At 46.4% G+C, this 17,517-nt stretch carries 11 protein-coding genes; 9 read left to right on the top strand and 2 right to left on the bottom strand.

Annotated features, from left to right (window positions below; translation table 11 throughout):
* The 4 genes from FFM73_RS09705 to FFM73_RS09690 form a co-directional block, all read left to right on the top strand.
* The coding region (locus FFM73_RS09705) for a beta strand repeat-containing protein (protein WP_373278659.1) at nucleotides 1–8,032 on the top strand (8,032 nt) is incomplete at its 5' end.
* Between the two features lie 145 nt (nucleotides 8,033–8,177).
* Nucleotides 8,178–9,155 carry a glycosyltransferase family A protein gene (locus FFM73_RS09700; protein WP_137631557.1) on the top strand — a complete coding sequence of 326 codons (978 nt, stop codon included), beginning with the start codon at nucleotides 8,178–8,180 and terminating at the stop codon, nucleotides 9,153–9,155.
* 187 nt (nucleotides 9,156–9,342) lie between these two features.
* Nucleotides 9,343–10,191, top strand: coding sequence for an NAD(P)H-binding protein (locus FFM73_RS09695; RefSeq protein ID WP_137631556.1), 849 nt, complete (start codon nucleotides 9,343–9,345; stop codon nucleotides 10,189–10,191).
* A gap of 33 nt (nucleotides 10,192–10,224) precedes the next feature.
* Nucleotides 10,225–10,662, top strand: coding sequence for an Rrf2 family transcriptional regulator (locus FFM73_RS09690; protein WP_137631555.1), 438 nt, complete (start codon nucleotides 10,225–10,227; stop codon nucleotides 10,660–10,662).
* 53 nt (nucleotides 10,663–10,715) lie between these two features.
* Here the strand turns inward: FFM73_RS09690 and FFM73_RS09685 are convergent, their stop codons facing one another.
* Nucleotides 10,716–12,335: a malolactic enzyme gene (locus FFM73_RS09685; RefSeq protein ID WP_137631554.1), complete on the bottom strand. Its 1,620-nt coding sequence runs from the start codon at nucleotides 12,333–12,335 to the stop codon at nucleotides 10,716–10,718.
* A gap of 127 nt (nucleotides 12,336–12,462) precedes the next feature.
* On the opposite strand from FFM73_RS09685, the gene FFM73_RS09680 reads away from it, so the two are divergent.
* Entirely contained in the window at nucleotides 12,463–13,341 is an 879-nt protein-coding gene (locus tag FFM73_RS09680; protein WP_137631553.1) for a LysR family transcriptional regulator, read from the top strand.
* Here the strand turns inward: FFM73_RS09680 and FFM73_RS09675 are convergent.
* Complete coding sequence (locus tag FFM73_RS09675; protein WP_137631552.1) at nucleotides 13,333–13,767, bottom strand: GNAT family N-acetyltransferase; 435 nt, start codon at nucleotides 13,765–13,767, stop codon at nucleotides 13,333–13,335. The genes FFM73_RS09680 and FFM73_RS09675 overlap by 9 nt on opposite strands.
* 941 nt (nucleotides 13,768–14,708) lie before the next feature.
* On the opposite strand from FFM73_RS09675, the gene FFM73_RS09670 reads away from it, so the two are divergent.
* The 4 genes from FFM73_RS09670 (at nucleotide 14,709) to FFM73_RS09655 (ending at nucleotide 17,142) form a co-directional block, all read left to right on the top strand.
* Complete coding sequence (locus FFM73_RS09670; RefSeq protein ID WP_137631551.1) at nucleotides 14,709–15,641, top strand: ABC transporter ATP-binding protein; 933 nt, start codon at nucleotides 14,709–14,711, stop codon at nucleotides 15,639–15,641.
* Nucleotides 15,642–15,653: 12 nt separating this feature from the next.
* A complete protein-coding gene (locus tag FFM73_RS09665; RefSeq protein WP_137631550.1) occupies nucleotides 15,654–16,430 on the top strand; it encodes a DUF2705 family protein in 777 nt (258 codons plus the stop codon).
* Nucleotides 16,431–16,516: 86 nt separating this feature from the next.
* Nucleotides 16,517–16,735, top strand: a complete 219-nt coding sequence (locus FFM73_RS09660; RefSeq protein WP_137631549.1) for a hypothetical protein — start codon at nucleotides 16,517–16,519, stop codon at nucleotides 16,733–16,735.
* Nucleotides 16,736–16,737: 2 nt separating this feature from the next.
* Complete coding sequence (locus FFM73_RS09655) at nucleotides 16,738–17,142, top strand: type II toxin-antitoxin system death-on-curing family toxin (protein ID WP_137631548.1); 405 nt, start codon at nucleotides 16,738–16,740, stop codon at nucleotides 17,140–17,142.
* Nucleotides 17,143–17,517 lie beyond the last annotated feature (375 nt).

The raw sequence follows: 17,517 nt of genomic DNA, 5'->3' as shown, positions 1-17,517 counted from the left end.
GGTTGGTACAGTTGCTGCACCTAAAGATGGTACTAACGGTAAAGATGGTCAGACTCCAACGGTTAAGCCACACACTGGTACTGACGGTAAGCAAGACGGCTTCACTTACACTCTGAATGGCGTTGATTACACTGTTTTGAATGGTAAAGATGGCCAGAATGGTACTAACGGTAAAGATGGTGCCGATGGTAAGGATGCTGAAGTTACTGGTCAAACCACTGATAAAGATGGCAACACAGTGGTTACCTTTAATGATGGCAAGTCGATCACCGTTGCTAAAGGTGATAAGGGCGCTGATGGTCAAACGCCATTAGTTAAGGAAGTTACCGATAAGACTACTGGCAAGACTTCATACGAGTTCTACCTGCCAGGTACTAAGGGTGACGGTTCTGATGATACGATCTTGGGTACGGTTGATGCGCCTAAGGATGGTATCAACGGTACTAATGGTAAAGACGGTCAGACGCCACAAGTTAAGCCTGGTGTTGACAAAGATGGCAACGCGGACTACGAGTTCTACATTACTAACCCAGACGGTTCTACTAAGACGGTTGGTACAGTTGCTGCACCTAAAGATGGTAAAGATGGCGCAACCCCAACGGTTAAACCACACACTGGTGCTGACGGTAAGCAAGACGGTTACACCTACACTCTGAACGGTGTTGATTACACTATCTTGAATGGTGCTAATGGTGCCAACGGTAAAAACTTGACAGTCACTGGTCAAAGCATTGATAAAGATGGCAACACACTGGTTACCTTCAGTGATGGTTCAACGGTCACAGTAGATAAAGGTAAAGACGGTACTGCTGGCAAAGATGGTCAAACGCCGCAAGTTAAGGCGGGCACTGATAAAGATGGTAATGCAATCTACGAATTCTATCTACCAGGTACTAAGCCAGATGGCTCCGATGATACGATTTTGGGCACGGTTGCCGCACCTAAGGACGGAATCAATGGTAAAGATGGTGCTGCTGGTAAAGATGGTCAAACACCACAGGTTAAGGCTGTTAAGAATGACGATGGTACGACATCATATGAGTTCTACATTACTAACCCAGACGGTTCTACCAAGACAGTTGGTACAGTTGCTGCACCTAAAGATGGTACTAACGGTAAAGATGGTCAGACTCCAACGGTTAAGCCACACACTGGTACTGACGGTAAGCAAGACGGCTTCACTTACACTCTGAATGGCGTTGATTACACTATTTTGAATGGTAAAGATGGTCAGAATGGTACTAACGGTACCGACGGCAAGGACTTGAAAGTCACTGGTCAAACTATCGATAAGGATGGCAATACAGTAATTACCTTCAGTGATGGATCAAATGTCACAGTTGACAAAGGTCAAAACGGTGCTGCTGGTAAAGATGGTCAAACACCTTCAGTTAAGGAAGTTACCGATAAGACTACTGGCAAGACTTCATACGAATTTTATCTGCCAGGTACTAAAGGCGACGGTTCCGACGATACGATCCTAGGTACGGTTGATGCGCCTAAGGACGGCATTAACGGTACTAATGGTAAAGATGGTCAAACACCACAGGTTAAGGCTGGTGTTGATAAAAATGGCAATGCTGACTATGAGTTCTACATTACTAATCCAGATGGTTCTACCAAGACGGTTGGTACAGTTGCTGCACCTAAAGATGGTAAAGATGGCGCAACCCCAACGGTTAAACCACACACTGGTGCTGACGGTAAGCAAGACGGCTATACCTATACGCTGAACGGTGTTGATTACACTGTTTTGAATGGTAAAGACGGTCAGAATGGTAAAGATGGTGCCAACGGTAAGGGCTTGACAGTCACTGGGCAAACTACTGATAAAGATGGCAACACAGTGGTTAACTTCAGTGATGGCAACACAGTTACAGTTCCTAAGGGTGCCAAAGGTGCCGATGGTCAAACGCCACTGGTTAAGGAAGTTACGGATCAAGCTGGCAACAAGACACTTGAATTCTATCTGCCAGGTGCTAAGGCCGATGGTTCCGATGATACGATCTTGGGTACGATTGCCGCACCTAAGGATGGTACCAACGGGAAAGACGGTCAAACACCACAAGTTAAGGAAGTCGTTGGTACTGATGGTACGAAGTCATACGAGTTCTTCATCACTAATCCAGATGGTTCTACCAAGATAGTTGGGACAGTTGCTGCACCTAAAGATGGTAAAGACGGTATTAATGGTAAAGATGGTCAAACCCCAACCGTTACACCGCACACTGGTGCTGACGGTAAGCAAGACGGTTACACTTACACTCTGAATGGTGTTCCTTACACTGTCTTGAATGGTAAAGACGGTCAGAATGGTAAAGATGGTGCCAACGGCAAAGACTTGACAATCACTGATAAAACTATCGATAAGGATGGTAATACAGTCGTTACCTTCAGCGATGGCTCAAATATCACGATTGATAAAGGCAAAGACGGTGCTGCTGGTAAAGATGGTCAAACGCCACAAGTTAAAGCTGGTACTGATAAAGATGGCAATGCAATCTACGAATTCTACCTGCCAGGTACTAAAGGTGATGGTTCCGATGATACGATCTTGGGTACGGTTGACGCACCTAAGGACGGAATTAACGGTAAAGATGGCGCTGCCGGTAAAGATGCCCAGACACCACAAGTTAAGGCTGTTAAGAATGACGATGGCACAACATCATACGAGTTCTACATCACTAACCCAGATGGTTCCGTCAAGACGGTTGGTACAGTTGCTGCGCCTAAAGATGGTAAAGATGGGCAGACCCCAACGGTTAAACCGCACACTGATGCTGACGGTAAACAAGACGGCTTCACCTATACTCTGAACGGTGTTGATTACACTGTTTTGAATGGTAAAGATGGCCAGAATGGTACTAACGGTAAAGATGGTGCCAATGGTAAGGATGCTGAAGTCACCAGCTCAATCATTGATAAAGATGGTAACGCAGTGATTACTTTTAATGATGGTAAGACAGTCACAGTTCCTAAGGGTGCTAAAGGTGCTGATGGTCAAACGCCTTCAGTTAAGGAAGTTACAGATCAAGCTGGCAACAAGATGCTCGAATTCTATCTGCCAGGTACTAAGGCTGATGGTTCCGATGATACGATTTTGGGTACGATTGCTGCACCTAAGGATGGAATTAACGGGACTAACGGTAAAGATGGCCAGACGCCACAAGTTAAGCCTGGTGTTGATAAAGATGGTAACGCTGACTACGAGTTCTACATCACTAACCCAGACGGTTCTACCAAGACAGTTGGTACAGTTGCCGCACCTAAAGATGGTAAAGACGGTACGAATGGTAAAGATGGTCAAACACCTACAGTTTCACCACACACCGATGCCAAAGGCAATGTTGATGGCTACACCTTCACGCTGAATGGTATTCCTTACACTGTCAAGAATGGTACCGATGGTAAAGCTGCAACTATCACGAACACAAGCACCGACAAAGATGGTAATACAATCATTACCTTCAGCGATGGTTCACAAGTTGTTGTCGCTAAGGGTGACAAGGGTGATCCTGGTACAAACGGTACGAATGGTAAAGATGGTCAAACACCACAGATCAAGGCAGTTAAGGGTGAAGATGGCGCAACTCAATACGAGTTCTACGTTACTAACCCAGATGGCTCGACCAAGACGGTTGGTACTGTCACTGCACCTAAAGATGGTGTAGACGGTAAAGATGGCCAGACCCCATTAGTTGAACCTGTTAAGGATGCCAATGGTAAGACGGTCAGCTACAACTTCTATTACACCAATGGCAATGGCCAGAAGGTTTCACTTGGCACTGTCGATGCACCTAGGGATGGCCAAGATGGTCAAACACCTAAAGTTTCACCACACACCGATGCCAATGGTAACGTTGATGGTTACACCTTCACACTGAATGGCACTGATTACACCGTTAAGAATGGTACTAATGGAACTAACGGTACGAATGGTAAAGATGGCGCTGACGGTAAGGATGCGACTATCAAGAGCACAACCACCGACAAAGATGGCAACACGGTAATTACCTTCGGCGACGGCTCACAAGTCATGGTCGCTAAGGGTGACAAAGGTGATTCTGGTACGAATGGTAAAGACGGTACTAACGGTAAAGATGGTCAGACTCCACAAGTCAAAGCGGTTAAGAACGACGATGGTACGACTTCATATGAGTTCTACACCACTAACCCAGACGGCTCGACCAAGGTTATTAGCACTGTCGCTGCACCTAAAGACGGCGTGGATGGCAAAGATGGCCAGACACCATTAATTGAACCCGTTAAGGATCCAACTACTGGCAAGACGGTCAGCTACAACTTCTACTACACTAACGATAAGGGTCAGAAGGTCTCACTTGGTACAGTAGATGCACCGAAAGATGGTACTAACGGTACGAATGGTAAAGATGGCGCTAACGGTAAGGATGCAACTATTAAGAGCACAACTACCGACAAGGATGGTAACACGGTAATTACCTTCGGCGATAACTCAACGGTCACAGTTGATAAGGGTAAAGATGCTCAAACGCCACAGGTTAAGGCTGTTAAGAATGATGATGGCACGACTTCATACGAGTTCTACACCACTAATCCAGACGGTTCTACCAAGATTGTTGGGACGGTTGCAGCACCTAAAGATGGGACTTCGGTCACTGTCACTGGTACTTCTACCGATCCTAATGGCAATACCGTAGTCACCTTCTCCGATGGCAAGACAGCAACAATTGCTAAAGGCAAGGATGGCACTAATGGTACGAATGGTAAGGATGGCGTCACACCAATCATTACCACGACGCCAATTAAGGATGCTCAAGGTAACGTTACTGGTTCAACCATTGTCATTACGACACCTGGTTCAACCGATAAACCGCAAGTCATCAACGTGACGAATGGTAAAGATGGGGCCACACCAACCCTGATTCCAGAAAAGGATGCTAATGGCAACATTACCGGTTACGCGATTACGATCAACGGTAATTCTGCCGGTGAGATCAAGAATGGTAAAGATGGTTCTACCATTACGACTAAGCCAGTAACTGACAAGGATGGTAACTCAATTGGGATCACACTTGCGATTGATGGCAAGGATGCCGGAACTATTTTGAACGGTACGAATGGTAAATCACCAGTCTTAACGCCAATTACTGATGCTAACGGCAAGACCACTGGTTACACGATTTCAATCGATAATCAGCCAGCTGGTACCATTACTGATGGTAAAGATGGTTCAACACCTGACTTTACAGCAACCAAGGACGATAAAGGAAATGTAACCGGCTACAACATCACCATTGATGGCAAGACGGTTGGCACGATTGCCAATGGTAAAGACGGTAAAGATGGCGTTACTCCAATAATCACGACGATTCCTGAAAAGGATGCTGACGGTAAGACAATTGGCACGATCGTTACCATTTCAACGCCAGGTTCAGACCAAGCACCGCAGACTATCACCATTACTAACGGTAAGAATGGTAAGAACGGTACTAACGGTCAAACTCCACAAGTTAAGGCAGTCAAGAACGCCGATGGGACAACCTCATATGAGTTCTACACTGTTGGACCGGATGGCAAAGAAATCTCCGCCGGTACCGTGGATGCACCAAAAGATGGTACAAATGGTAAAGATGGCAAGAGCATTACCGTTACGAATACTGCTACCGACGATAAAGGCAACACAGTCATTACCTTCAGCGATGGCACAAAAGCAACAATTGCTAAAGGTCAAGATGGTAAAGACGGTGTTAACGGTAAAGATGGTGAAACACCTGAAGTTGAACCAATCAAGGATCCTGCGACTGGCAAGACGGTCAGCTACAACTTCTACTACATCAACGATAAGGGTCAAAAGGTCTCACTTGGTATGGTAGATGCACCGAAAGACGGTACGAACGGTAAAGATGGTCAAACACCGCAAGTTAAGCCGCGTTACGATGCTAACGGTAAGGTTGATGGCTGGGATTACGTTTTGAACGGTACGAATTATATCGTGATGAATGGTAAAGATGGCGCAACGCCAACGGTTAAGCCGCATTACGATGCTAATCATGACGTTGATGGCTACACCTTCACTTTGAACGGTACGAATTACTTCGTGAAGAATGGTCAAGATGGCAAAGACGGTACCAATGGCAAGGACGGTAAGGACATTACCGTTAAGAGTTCAGCCGCTGATAAGGATGGCAACACAGTCATTACCTTCAGCGATGGTTCTCAAGTTACAGTTGATAAAGGTAAAGATGGTAAGGACGGTCAGACGCCTCAAGTTAAGGCTGTTAAGAATGCTGACGGAACAACCTCTTACGAATTCTATGTTACCGACCAAAATGGTAAAGAAACCACTGTTGGCACGGTCAAAGCGCCTAAAGACGGTGTGGATGGTAAGACCCCTCAAGTTGAACCGATCAAGGACGCATCTGGTAAGACAGTCGCTTACAACTTCTACTACACTAACGATGCTGGTGAAAAGGTATCTGTTGGTAAGGTCGATGCACCTGCTGATGGTAAAGATGGCACAGTAACAACAATCAAAGCACACAATGGTGCTGATGGTAAAGCTGATGGCTGGACCCTTACCTTGGATGGTACTGATTACGTCATTAAGAGTGGTGTTGACGGTACTAATGGCACTGATGGAAAGGATGGTAAAGACGGTCAAACACCAGAACTTGATCCTTCAAAGACGGTCACTAACAAGGACGGCTCAAAGACTTACTACTTTATTAACCCTGATGGCAGTAGCGCTGGTCAAATCACACTTCCTAGTGACGGTAAAGATGGTTCGGGTGTGACAATCACTAATAGCAACACTCTGAATGGTGATGGTAGTGGTGATAAGGGTCAAGGGTCGAACAGTTCAACGACCAAGGATACCTCAACCACGACTAACACGACGACTAATCCTGATGGTTCAAAGACCGTTAAGACCACTGAAGTTACCATTAATCCAGATGGTTCAAAGACGACCAAGACAACGACCACGATTACTCCGGGTGAAAATGGTGCTGATTCTACGACCACTATCAACATTACGACGACTCCTGCTGATAACACCAAGGGCAACGGCAATGATGGCAAGACTGGTACTGACGGAACTTCTACTAATACGACTAAGACGGTGACGATCACTAATAACACTGATGGTTCAACCACCACCAATACTGTTACTGTAACAACTGTTACGGATCCTAGCGGTAAGAAGACTACGACGACCACGACTGACACTGAGACGACTCCAGGTAAAGACACGGGTGAACCTAGTGACAAGAACACTAGTACTACTACGAATAAGACTGTCACGATCACCAAGGATGGTAAAGATGGTTCGACGACGACTGAGACCGATATCGTTACGACGGTAACCAACCCAGATGGTAAAAAGTCAACTACTACCACCAAAAAGCTTGAAATGGTTCCTGGTGGCGTGACCAAGCCAAATGGCGGTCAACCAAACGGCGGTCAACCAAACGGCAATCAGCCAAACGGCGATCAACCAAATGGTGACACTCCAAATACCACGACAGACAATCCTGGCCAGCCTGGCACCGCAGTTCCTGGTAATAATGGCGGTACCCCAACCACCACTACTGCTACACCAACACCAGGTACCGCTACTCCAAACGGTAATGATGGTGTAACTACCGAAACTGGCGAAGGTACTGCTGCCTCGGACGGTAATGGCGGTGTAACTTCTGAAACTGGCGAAGGTACTGCTACTCCAAATGGCGATAATGCCAATGGTGGTATCTCCAGTCAAGCGAGTGCTGGTATGGCACCAATGAGTGAATCAAGTAATGGTGGCACCGCAACGATGCAAAGAGCTGCAGCAAGCTCGCCAAAAGTTGATTTGACCAAGGACTTGAGTACTAGCAACGGTCAAGAAGTTGCCAACGACACGCTGCCACAGACTAATGAAAGCGCAACCTCGGATTCAGCAATGGTTATGGTAGGTGCCGGTATGACGATTATGGAAGCTACGTTAGCTTTCGGTGCTGTACGTCGTAAGCGTCATGGTGACGATGATAATGATCACGAGTCACTTTACTAGTCAAAACGACTAGCGCAGTTTGAAATGAGAAAAGCTGCACAACATATATTTCAGTACTAGCAATTATGCAACTTTGCTCTTATTAGGGAAGACGATGTCAAAGTCGCCTTCTCATACATAGCAAAATCAAAAGGGGGATAACACGATGGCAAAACGAATTAGCATGATTATTGCGGTTAACAGTGCTCGGGAAGATGATCTGGTGATTCCGTTATCATCGATCAATAATCAACTTGGCATTGATTTCAGTAATATAGAAGTGATTTTGGTGGATAACGGTCAATATCGATTGAGAGATGTCGAGCAATTTCAGCTATTCAAGAATCTCAATATTCGCTACGAAAATCCTGATACCGTTTTGTCGTGGGAAGAAGCCTTTGAGCATGGTGTTCAGTGCGCAACTGGCGAGTACGTGATGTTCATGGGACCTAATGGGTTATTGAACCAAACCAGTGTTATCCAAAGCTTCAGTTCGACTGCTGACCAAAATCCGAATGCCGAAGTACTGACTGGGTTAGTTCTGGAACAGAATATAGCCAAGGACCGCACGACGCGATTCAAGGTTGGCAATGACTTTATGTCGGCTTGTGGCCGGTGGTTCAAACGAACTTTTCTCAATCAATATGGGCTACACTGGCGAGCAGTGGGCAGGTATTCAGATGAACTCTACAGTCGATTGGTGAATACCGTGGCCACTAACGATGTTAAAGTTAACGAAATCAGTTACGCGCGGTTTATGAGCCGGGATATTCGCTCGGATGTTTTAGCACCAGCTTCACAGGTCACAACCACTGAGCGAATTACCATGTTGAGACAATTTCTTGAAACTGTTAAGCGAATTGATCCACAATCCTACAATGATGAATTTGAAAAGATTTGTGTGCGTTACTATACTCGTCGAAAGGAAATTGCTAATTCTGATCGTGCTTTAGTTGATCAATCCTTCTATCTGTTGGTAGCTCAAAATGCAGTAGCTTGGTCAAATGTTCAAGAATTCGTTAACCATTTAAAGCTTAATAATCAAGCAGCGGATGCCCCTTGGGTCAAGGAACAGCAACTGTTTGACCAGTATATTCAGTCGTTAGATAAAGTTGCTAATACCTCTCAATTCACACAAAATTAAGCTGATTGACGAATGAAGCACCGCTAGATTTCTAAACTTAGCGGTGCTTTTACTGTTTTCAAATTTGAGTTATACACCAGAATAATCAGAAAAGGCTTGTATTAATATGTTTACCTGTTACACTTATTACAACAGGTTACATCAAAAGCAACAGGAAAAATTAGATAAATACGGGAGAATATGAAAAATGACAACTTATGCAGTTACAGCATCAACTGGTCGCTTTGGCCAGCAAGCACTCAAACAATTAGTTACCAAGGTAGCAAGTAGTGACGTCGTGGCCCTGGCCCGCAACGTTGAAAAGGCTAAAAAATTAGTTCCAGCCGGCGTGGCAATTCGTCAGGCCGACTACGATCATCCGGAACAGCTGGCAGCAGCGTTGAAGGGTGTGGATCGCTTACTCTTTATTTCTTCGCAACCCGGTGGCCCAGTTTCTCGTCAGCAGCAACACGCTAACGTGATCGCTGCGGCTAAGGTGGACGGCGTTTCTTACATTGCCTACACCAGTTTCCCACACGCGGACACGTCGAAGGCGGCTTTAGCGGTTGACCATAAAAACACGGAAGAAGCAATCGTTGCATCTGGCATCCAGCACAGTTTCCTACGCAACAACTGGTATCTGGAAAATGAACTGCCACGTTTGCAGGCGGCTGCTAACGGCGGTGACTTCCTCTACGCCGGTGGTGACGCTCAGGTTGGCTGGGCACTGGAACGGGAATACGCGGAAGCAGCTGCGGATGTTTTAGCGTCAACCTCTACCAAAGATGTGTACGAATTTGCGGGCAAAGCGCGTTCATACCACGATTTAGCAGAAGGCATCAGCGGTGATTTTACCATCAAGAACGTGGACGACGCTGCTTATCAGGCCGCACTGGTTGCTAATGGGCTCTCAGCAAAATTGGCGGGCATTATTGCTGGCGGTCAGCAGATGATTCGTGACGGGGTGCTCAGTGAACGCACGACGGCTCTGATCGACGTGCTAGGACATGGGCTAACACCACTGCCTGATGCTATCGCAGAAGTGCTGAAGAAGTAGTCGCATCAACTGAAGGCAGAAATGGGGGCTGACATGCGTTATTCACACAAATTAAGCGATGCGGTTCACGTGCTGGCCTACGTCCAAATCGGCGCAGGGCGGGACCTATCAAGTAAGAAAATCGCGGACAGTATTGACTCGAATCCAAGCGTTGTCCGACGGCTCATGGCCTTGTTAGTGAAGGGCGGTCTGCTGACGACTCATCCGGGAACCGTCCAGCCGAAGCTTTCCAGACCGGCCACGGCCATTAGTCTGCTGGACATTTACCGCGTGGTGGAGGGCGACAGTCCGCTGCTGCACGTGGATGATAAGACCAATCCGCAGTGCATTGTGGGCGGTAATATTCAAACCACGTTAAATAAACTCTACGACAACGTTCAAACCGCAGCAGAAGCAGAAATGGCTGCGGCTTCCCTGCAAGATATTATTGATGATATTTTAACGCAAGCGAAAGCTAAACAGATGATTTAAAAATAGAAGCACTTCTGAATTATTCAGAGGTGCTTCTATTTTTAGTTAGTAAATTAATATTTTGGAACCCATTTCGTATAAGCTACGGTCTTTTTCGCATCAGTAATCGGTGTTTTTGTCAGGCCCTGATCAATAGCTCGTTGCACCACGGCTTCCGCAATGGTGTTTGAGAACTGACTGAGTTGAGTGACCGGTGGCAAAATGGCCGCGCCCGGCTTGCTGGTATCAACTAGGCCACCAAGGGAGTGGGCGGCAGCTGAAATCATGTCATCGTTCAAAGTCGTAGCGTTAGCGGCAATCACCCCTAAGCCTAGGCCGGGATAGACCAACGCGTTGTTGGCTTGGCCGATCTGGTAAGTCACGCCGTTTACAGTGACGTCTTGCGCCGGAATCCCGGTGGCAACCAGTGCCCGGCCATTCGTCCAGGTCAGTAGGTCTTCGGCGGTAGCTTCCGCCAGCTTCGTTGGGTTAGACAATGGCATAATAATGGGCCGATCAGTGTGGGCAGCCATGTCTTTGACGATAGCTTCGGTAAACGTGCCGGGTTGAGTTGAGGTCCCAACTAGGATCGTTGGGTGAACTGCAGCTACCACCGCTGCCAAGTTAGTCAATTTTTCCGGTTGATCGAACTCGTCACGGGAACGGGCAAAAGGTTTTTGTTCCGGTGTCAGCGTGGGGTCGTCATCAAACAGCAGTCCCTGTTTGTCCACCATATAAAAATGCGCCTTGGCCTCTGCGACACTCATCCCTTGTTGCACGTATTCATCGCAGACGCGTTTAGCGATACCGGCCCCGGCAGTTCCGGCACCGAAGCAAACGTAGCGTTGGTCAGCCAGGGATTGTTTAGAAATCTTTAGCGCACCCAGTACCGCGGCTAACGTAATGATACCAGTCCCCTGAATGTCATCGTTGAAGACGGTGTAGCGGTCCTGGTAACGGTTGAGTAGGGCTGCAGCATGGTCACGGCCAAAGTCTTCAAAATGCAGGTAAAGGTCGGGGAAAAGTTCCTCGGCAGTCGTGACAAACTGGTCAACGAATTGATCGTATCTTTCACCAGTAACGCGCTTGTGACGGTTGCCTAAGTAGAGCGGACTGTCCAGCAAGTGCTGGTTGTTAGTACCGACATCGAGCACAACGGGCAAGACCTGTGCGGGGTCAATGCCGGCAGCGGCCGTGTAGACCATCAGTTTTCCCACGGCGATATCCACGCCGTCCGTGCCCCAGTCGCCGATGCCTAAGATGCCTTCCGCGTCGGTCACCACGATCAAGCGAATGTTGCGGCCGTCCGCGGCGTTCTTCAAGGCCGTGGTCATGTCCTCTGGGCGATCAATGGAAAGAAACGTCGCGTCCTGTGGATCCACGAATAGCTTACTGTAATTTTCAATCGTATCGGCAATCGTTGGGTCATAGACCACGGGCATGAAATCGGCGACGTGTTCACTGAACAGCTTGTAAAACAGCACGCGGTTTTCATCAAAGATCGCCATTAAGAATTGGCGTTTATCTAGATTAGTCGGTTTCGTCTGGTACTGGGCAAAGGTTTGAGCAACCTGTTCGTCCAAAGATTGAACGTGAGGCGGCAGTAGACCTTCCAGCCCCAGTTCGTGACGTTCATCTGGAGTAAAAGCAGTTCCTTTATTTTTAAACGGATTATTTAAAATACTTAATGACAAGTGAATGACCTCTCTTAAATGGATTATATCCGTAGTATATTCGCTTGTGATTTTTATAGTCAAAGTTACGTCCTAATATAAATTGTGTTTATAATAGAATGCATTAACAGGGTTAGGGGAGGATAGTATGAACATTCGTGACTTAGAGTATTTTATTAAACTAGCTGACATTCAAAACTTTTCCAAGGCTGCCGCTAGTTTTAACGTCAGTCAGCCCACGATTACTTTTGCGCTGCAGCGGTTGGAAAAAGACTTTGGTGCCAACTTGATGATCCGTCATCGGGCTCACGGTAATCTTAGTCTGACGGATAGTGGCCAGCAGTTACTGGTTCACGCCCAGACTATCGTGCGAGAGTATCATATCGCCCAACGGGAACTCACCGAAAAACAGCAGGGCCGACTCGCCATGGGACTGCCACCGATCATTGAGAACACTTATTTTCCACAAATTGCTAAACGACTGAAGCGCGTTGGCCTGCTCAGCAAACTTTACACCTTGGAAGAGGGCTCCATGACGACCTTACAGGCACTTCAGGCGGGCAACATTGACGTGGCCTTACTGGCAACAATTCAACCCATCACCGATGAAAAGCTAGTAGTGGAGCCATTTGACCAGCAGCCCTTCGCCATTTATGTCTCCAAAAAACACCCACTGGCACAGCGGTCAGGGGTGTTCTTTGCAGAGTTAAAACCAGAATCTTTCGTGCTGTTCAAGCAGGGGTTTGTCCATAACCAAGCGTTCAATCAGCTTGCCCGTCAAAATCATTTCCGGCCCAAGGTGGCCTTTCGTTCCAATGGGATTCAGAGTTTGCTGAACCTCATTACGGACGATATCGGCATCGGTTTCTTGGCGCTGACCACACCAGTGAACGACGGGGTGGTGCGGGTACCGTTATTGGATGATCCGCAGCCGGCCTTTACTACCAGCTTAGTTTATCGCCGGTCGCACGTGTTTAATCCGTTGCAGCAACGGATGTTAAACGTGATGCGGGACAGTCTACGATAACGTTTTCGTCAGCGTAATTGCCGGCACGCCATCTTCTTCATACGCATTGGATGAAATGTGGTAGCCTTGATGTTCATAGAACCCCTTGGCGGTCATTTCACTGTGAACTAACGACTGGGTGTAACCGTGCGCTTTGCCGTATTTTTCCAGTGCTTCAATCAGCTTAGCGCCAAGGTGCTGACCCCGAAATGCCTTTAGCGTGGCAATCCGGCCTGGTCGCATGGTGGTGTCATCGATCGTCTGAAACCGACCAGTCGCGATTGGCTGACCTTGATCACTATAAATGACGACGTAAACCCGGTCTGATTCGTCATTATCATCGAATTCATCTTCAATTGCGATGGTGCGTTCCAACACGAACACGTTCATTCTGACGTACAAAGCAGCGGCGTGGTTCCAGGGTTCTGATCCGGTATGAATTTTCATATTCATGGCTCCTTACAGGTTTAAATTTTGGTTTTAGTATACCCTTAATCTTGCTGGAAGTGGACTATGTTGGTTATATCATTGCGTATTATATGGTGACAAATGATCGTTAAGTGTCATTTCGTTTCGCAAAACCGGCAACTCGTCGTGGGGTCGCTCCGGAACTCTTTTTCGGAACCCCACCGAAAAAGGATTTCCTCCGTCTCCCGTAGTCGTAAGTGAGTCAAAAACACTCACTAACGACTACTCGCACCACGATTTGCCAGTTTTGCTGCACTGCATTAACTTGGTGGTTTGTTGGCTACGTTGCTGGGGTGTTGCTGACGCAAATGGGGTCATCGAACTGGAGTGTCAGTCATGATTTAACATTATTTGCGTCAGCAACCAGTCAGTTTAGTAACCTGAAAATAGTTATGTAAAATGTAGCGGAGCCGGGCGGGCAGCTTGTGGTGTCGATGTCACTTAACTACCGTTCTGTGGTAGTTTAGTGACATGGGAGCTGGCGGAGATCCGCCCCAAGCGAAGCGCAGGTGCTAGCTTCGCCACGACCCACTGCAAGTTGCCCGCCCGGCGTAGCGAAATGACATTAAAGCCAAGAAGTGAACCGTTAGCCAGCACTCGTAATGCATGCTATAATACAAATAGAAAAGGGAAGTCCCGTGCTAGCAGGACCTCCCATGCAAACCGCTTCAAAGGCGGTGGCAGATATTAAAACGACACTAGGTCGTCCTGTAACCTTCCAAAGTTAGACAGGATGGCTTTTTTTATTCCCAGTATTAGAAATTCATTACGATTACTAAAATATGTACCATTGATACTAACAATTCGGTAAACTTTAAGTGATGTTAGTTTGCCGATTGAAGCAGGTCACGGACTTGCCCCAACCCACTAATTTATGATTAAATACTAGTAAATCACTATTTTATAGTATGGAGGGAAACATGAGCAGCATTTTATCCGTGCAAAATTTAAATAAAAGTTTTGGCAACAAGCACGTTCTGCACGATGTCTCGTTTGATTTAACCAAGGGACATATCGTGGGGCTTGTTGGGCCTAACGGTGCGGGAAAATCGACCTTGATGAAAACCATGCTCGGCCTGTTTAATTATGATTCAGGCAGTATCGAGGTTGCGGGCGAAAAGGTCACACCGCAGAAGCATGAATCACTGTCGAAAGTGGGCGCCTTGATCGAGTATCCTGGAATCTACCCATTTTTAACTGGCTGGGATCACCTGCAGCTATTTGCGGATGGTGACCACCAATTGATTCATATTCAAAAAATTATTCAGCAGTTAAATATGGACAGTTTTATTAAGCGCAAGGCCAAGGGTTATTCGCTGGGAATGAAGCAGAAGTTGGGAATCGCGCTGGCACTAGTCAACTTTCCTGAACTGGTGATCTTGGACGAACCAATGAACGGCCTGGATCCAGAAGCCACCAAGGAATTACGTGATTTAATCATTTCTGAATCCCAACGGGGCACGACTTTCTTGATTTCTTCGCATATTTTAAGTGAACTGCAGCGCCTGGCTCAAGATCTGCTGATCATCGACGAAGGTCGGATCGTTCAGCAGACCACCATGCATGACCTGTTAGCTTCTCAAGGGAAGCAGACTATCATGCTGATGACTAACGACGATAAGAAAGCCCGTCAGTTACTGAAAAAGGCCAAGTTTACCACAACGCCTGATCCGCGAGTGGAAGTAGTTGCCAAAAGTGACGATACTCTGCCGCAAGTGTTGCGGTTATTAGTTGAGGGCGGCGTTGATATCTTGGATGTCACCCGGCTGGAGGGTAATCTAGAGAGCTCGTTGCTGGAAGTCCTGAAACAGAGTCGCATCAAGAAAAAATTAGCCGCAGAACAGGCAGAATAGGGGGGACAGACTGTGTGGACCTTAGTTAGGCAGGAAAGTTTTAAATTAACGAGAAGGGTCAGTACCTGGATCAGTACCGGCTGTTTGGTTGGCATTGAGGTCTTATTTGCCTTTTTATCCCGGATCTATCCGCAGACCTTTGTTCCGGCTAATATGTTTGAGTCGCTTTATTTTTCGCGGCCAATCATTAATTTCTATATGATTGCGGCGGCAGCAACGATCATCACCATGGAATTTCAATACGGAACCATGAAACAAGTGCTTTATCGGCGCTATTCTCGCGGTCAGATCTTGGTTAGCAAATGGATAGCCATTTTTCTTTATACCCTTTATTGGTACGTCATGAGTACGGGTATCGCGTTATTGATGAAAGCGCTGCTGTTTCGGCACACCCTGAGTATTCATCAGGGTGCCGGCGATGGGATGTCGATCTTTACCAGGGGATTGGCGATCTCGGCAGCAAGTTTTGTGAGTTTATGGCTATTATTGAGTATGGTGTTCCTGCTAGCAAATTTATTTCGTAATTCTGCAGCAGCGGTATCTGTCGGTATCATTGGCTACTTCGCCTCTAACATTGTTACCCAACTGCTGACGATCCTGATTCAAAAGTGGGACTGGGCCAAGTGGAATCCTGTCACGATGACACTGTACCCAAGTATGCTGGCGCGACCTGGCTATTATCAGCCACTGCTGCGAATGCAGGGATGGCAAATGTTACTGGGCAACGTCGTTTATATCGCCATCTTTTTGTGGATTGGGTATTACGTGTTTAATAAGCGCAATGTTTAGGTAGATGTTTGAATTCGTTAAACTTGCACTTAAATCAGCCTCCGTATACAATGTGTATATACGCATTATATACGGAGGTTTTTAAAATGAAAGTTAAAAGTCGAAAAGTTGGTAACGCAACGGTTCTAACCATTCCTGCTGAGTTAAAGGTTGCGCAGAATATTGAATTTGAGCCCTATGTGGATGCAGAAGGCAACGTTATTTTTAAAAAAGTAAACCAGCAATTAACATCCAGTGAGACTGAAGACATTCATACGTTTATGGATCAATTTAATCCCTTATTGCAGAAACTAAAGGATCGTTAATGATGAACTATCTAACGCGACAGCAATTAAGAGAAATTAACAAATACGCGGTTCTTTCCGTTGGTGGCATTAACTATGGCATTCAATCTGAACCAGCATTTGAAGTTATTATTAGTCAGCCCGCTCAGGTCGTTTTCGGACATGAACTTTATGGTACGATTTGGCTAAAAGCTGCTTTTGTTCTTCAGAAGATTACCAAAAAACACGTCTTTGTTGATGGTAATAAGCGGACAGCCATAATGGCTGCCTTATATTTTCTACACATTAACGGTTATCAGGTAACTAATTTACAACTTATCAACCATTCTGATGAATTTGTTTTGGCGGTCACTAATTCACCAGATAATGAATCCACGATGTTGGAAATTGCCGATTGGCTAAAAATAAATCATAGCACGATTAAATAAGCAGCTCATTATGGTAATTGGTGGGCTGTTTTTACTTTTAAAGAATATAAAAACCCGACAATCGTTAGCCTGGGTGGCTGGGATTGTCGGGCTTTTGGTTTTGATTTTATATTGCTGAAATGCGCTTTGATTTTATATTGCCGAAACGTGTTCGGCCAAGCAGAGAGTTATGTGTAAGCCGACTCCGGCATAAATCCAAGTTCGGGATTTTTGCCGGAGTCAGCTTACACGCCACTCTCTAAGCGCTTGTCCTCACACTCTTAATTTTACATAGCCGAAATATACTAAGATAAGGGAGTCAAAATGCGACGGTATTTTGGCTCCTTTTTTGATACATTGAGGATGGGACAAAAGGTCGCGAACGCGTTGGGCAAA

It is taken from the genome of Secundilactobacillus hailunensis (assembly GCF_005405185.1).
GTDB lineage: Bacteria > Bacillota > Bacilli > Lactobacillales > Lactobacillaceae > Secundilactobacillus > Secundilactobacillus hailunensis.
This window is presented reverse-complemented; position numbering and strand designations above follow the sequence as displayed.

What these genes read in the sequence shown, in the direction of transcription:
- FFM73_RS09690 (WP_137631555.1), top strand. Translation starts at nt 10,225, where the DNA reads ATGCGTTATTCACACAAATTAAGCGATGCGGTTCACGTGCTGGCCTAC.
- FFM73_RS09660 (WP_137631549.1), top strand. Translation starts at nt 16,517, where the DNA reads ATGAAAGTTAAAAGTCGAAAAGTTGGTAACGCAACGGTTCTAACCATT.
- FFM73_RS09680 (WP_137631553.1), top strand. Translation starts at nt 12,463, where the DNA reads ATGAACATTCGTGACTTAGAGTATTTTATTAAACTAGCTGACATTCAA.
- FFM73_RS09655 (WP_137631548.1), top strand. Translation starts at nt 16,738, where the DNA reads ATGAACTATCTAACGCGACAGCAATTAAGAGAAATTAACAAATACGCG.
- FFM73_RS09670 (WP_137631551.1), top strand. Translation starts at nt 14,709, where the DNA reads ATGAGCAGCATTTTATCCGTGCAAAATTTAAATAAAAGTTTTGGCAAC.
- FFM73_RS09675 (WP_137631552.1), bottom strand. Translation starts at nt 13,767, where the DNA reads ATGAAAATTCATACCGGATCAGAACCCTGGAACCACGCCGCTGCTTTG.
- FFM73_RS09695 (WP_137631556.1), top strand. Translation starts at nt 9,343, where the DNA reads ATGACAACTTATGCAGTTACAGCATCAACTGGTCGCTTTGGCCAGCAA.
- FFM73_RS09700 (WP_137631557.1), top strand. Translation starts at nt 8,178, where the DNA reads ATGGCAAAACGAATTAGCATGATTATTGCGGTTAACAGTGCTCGGGAA.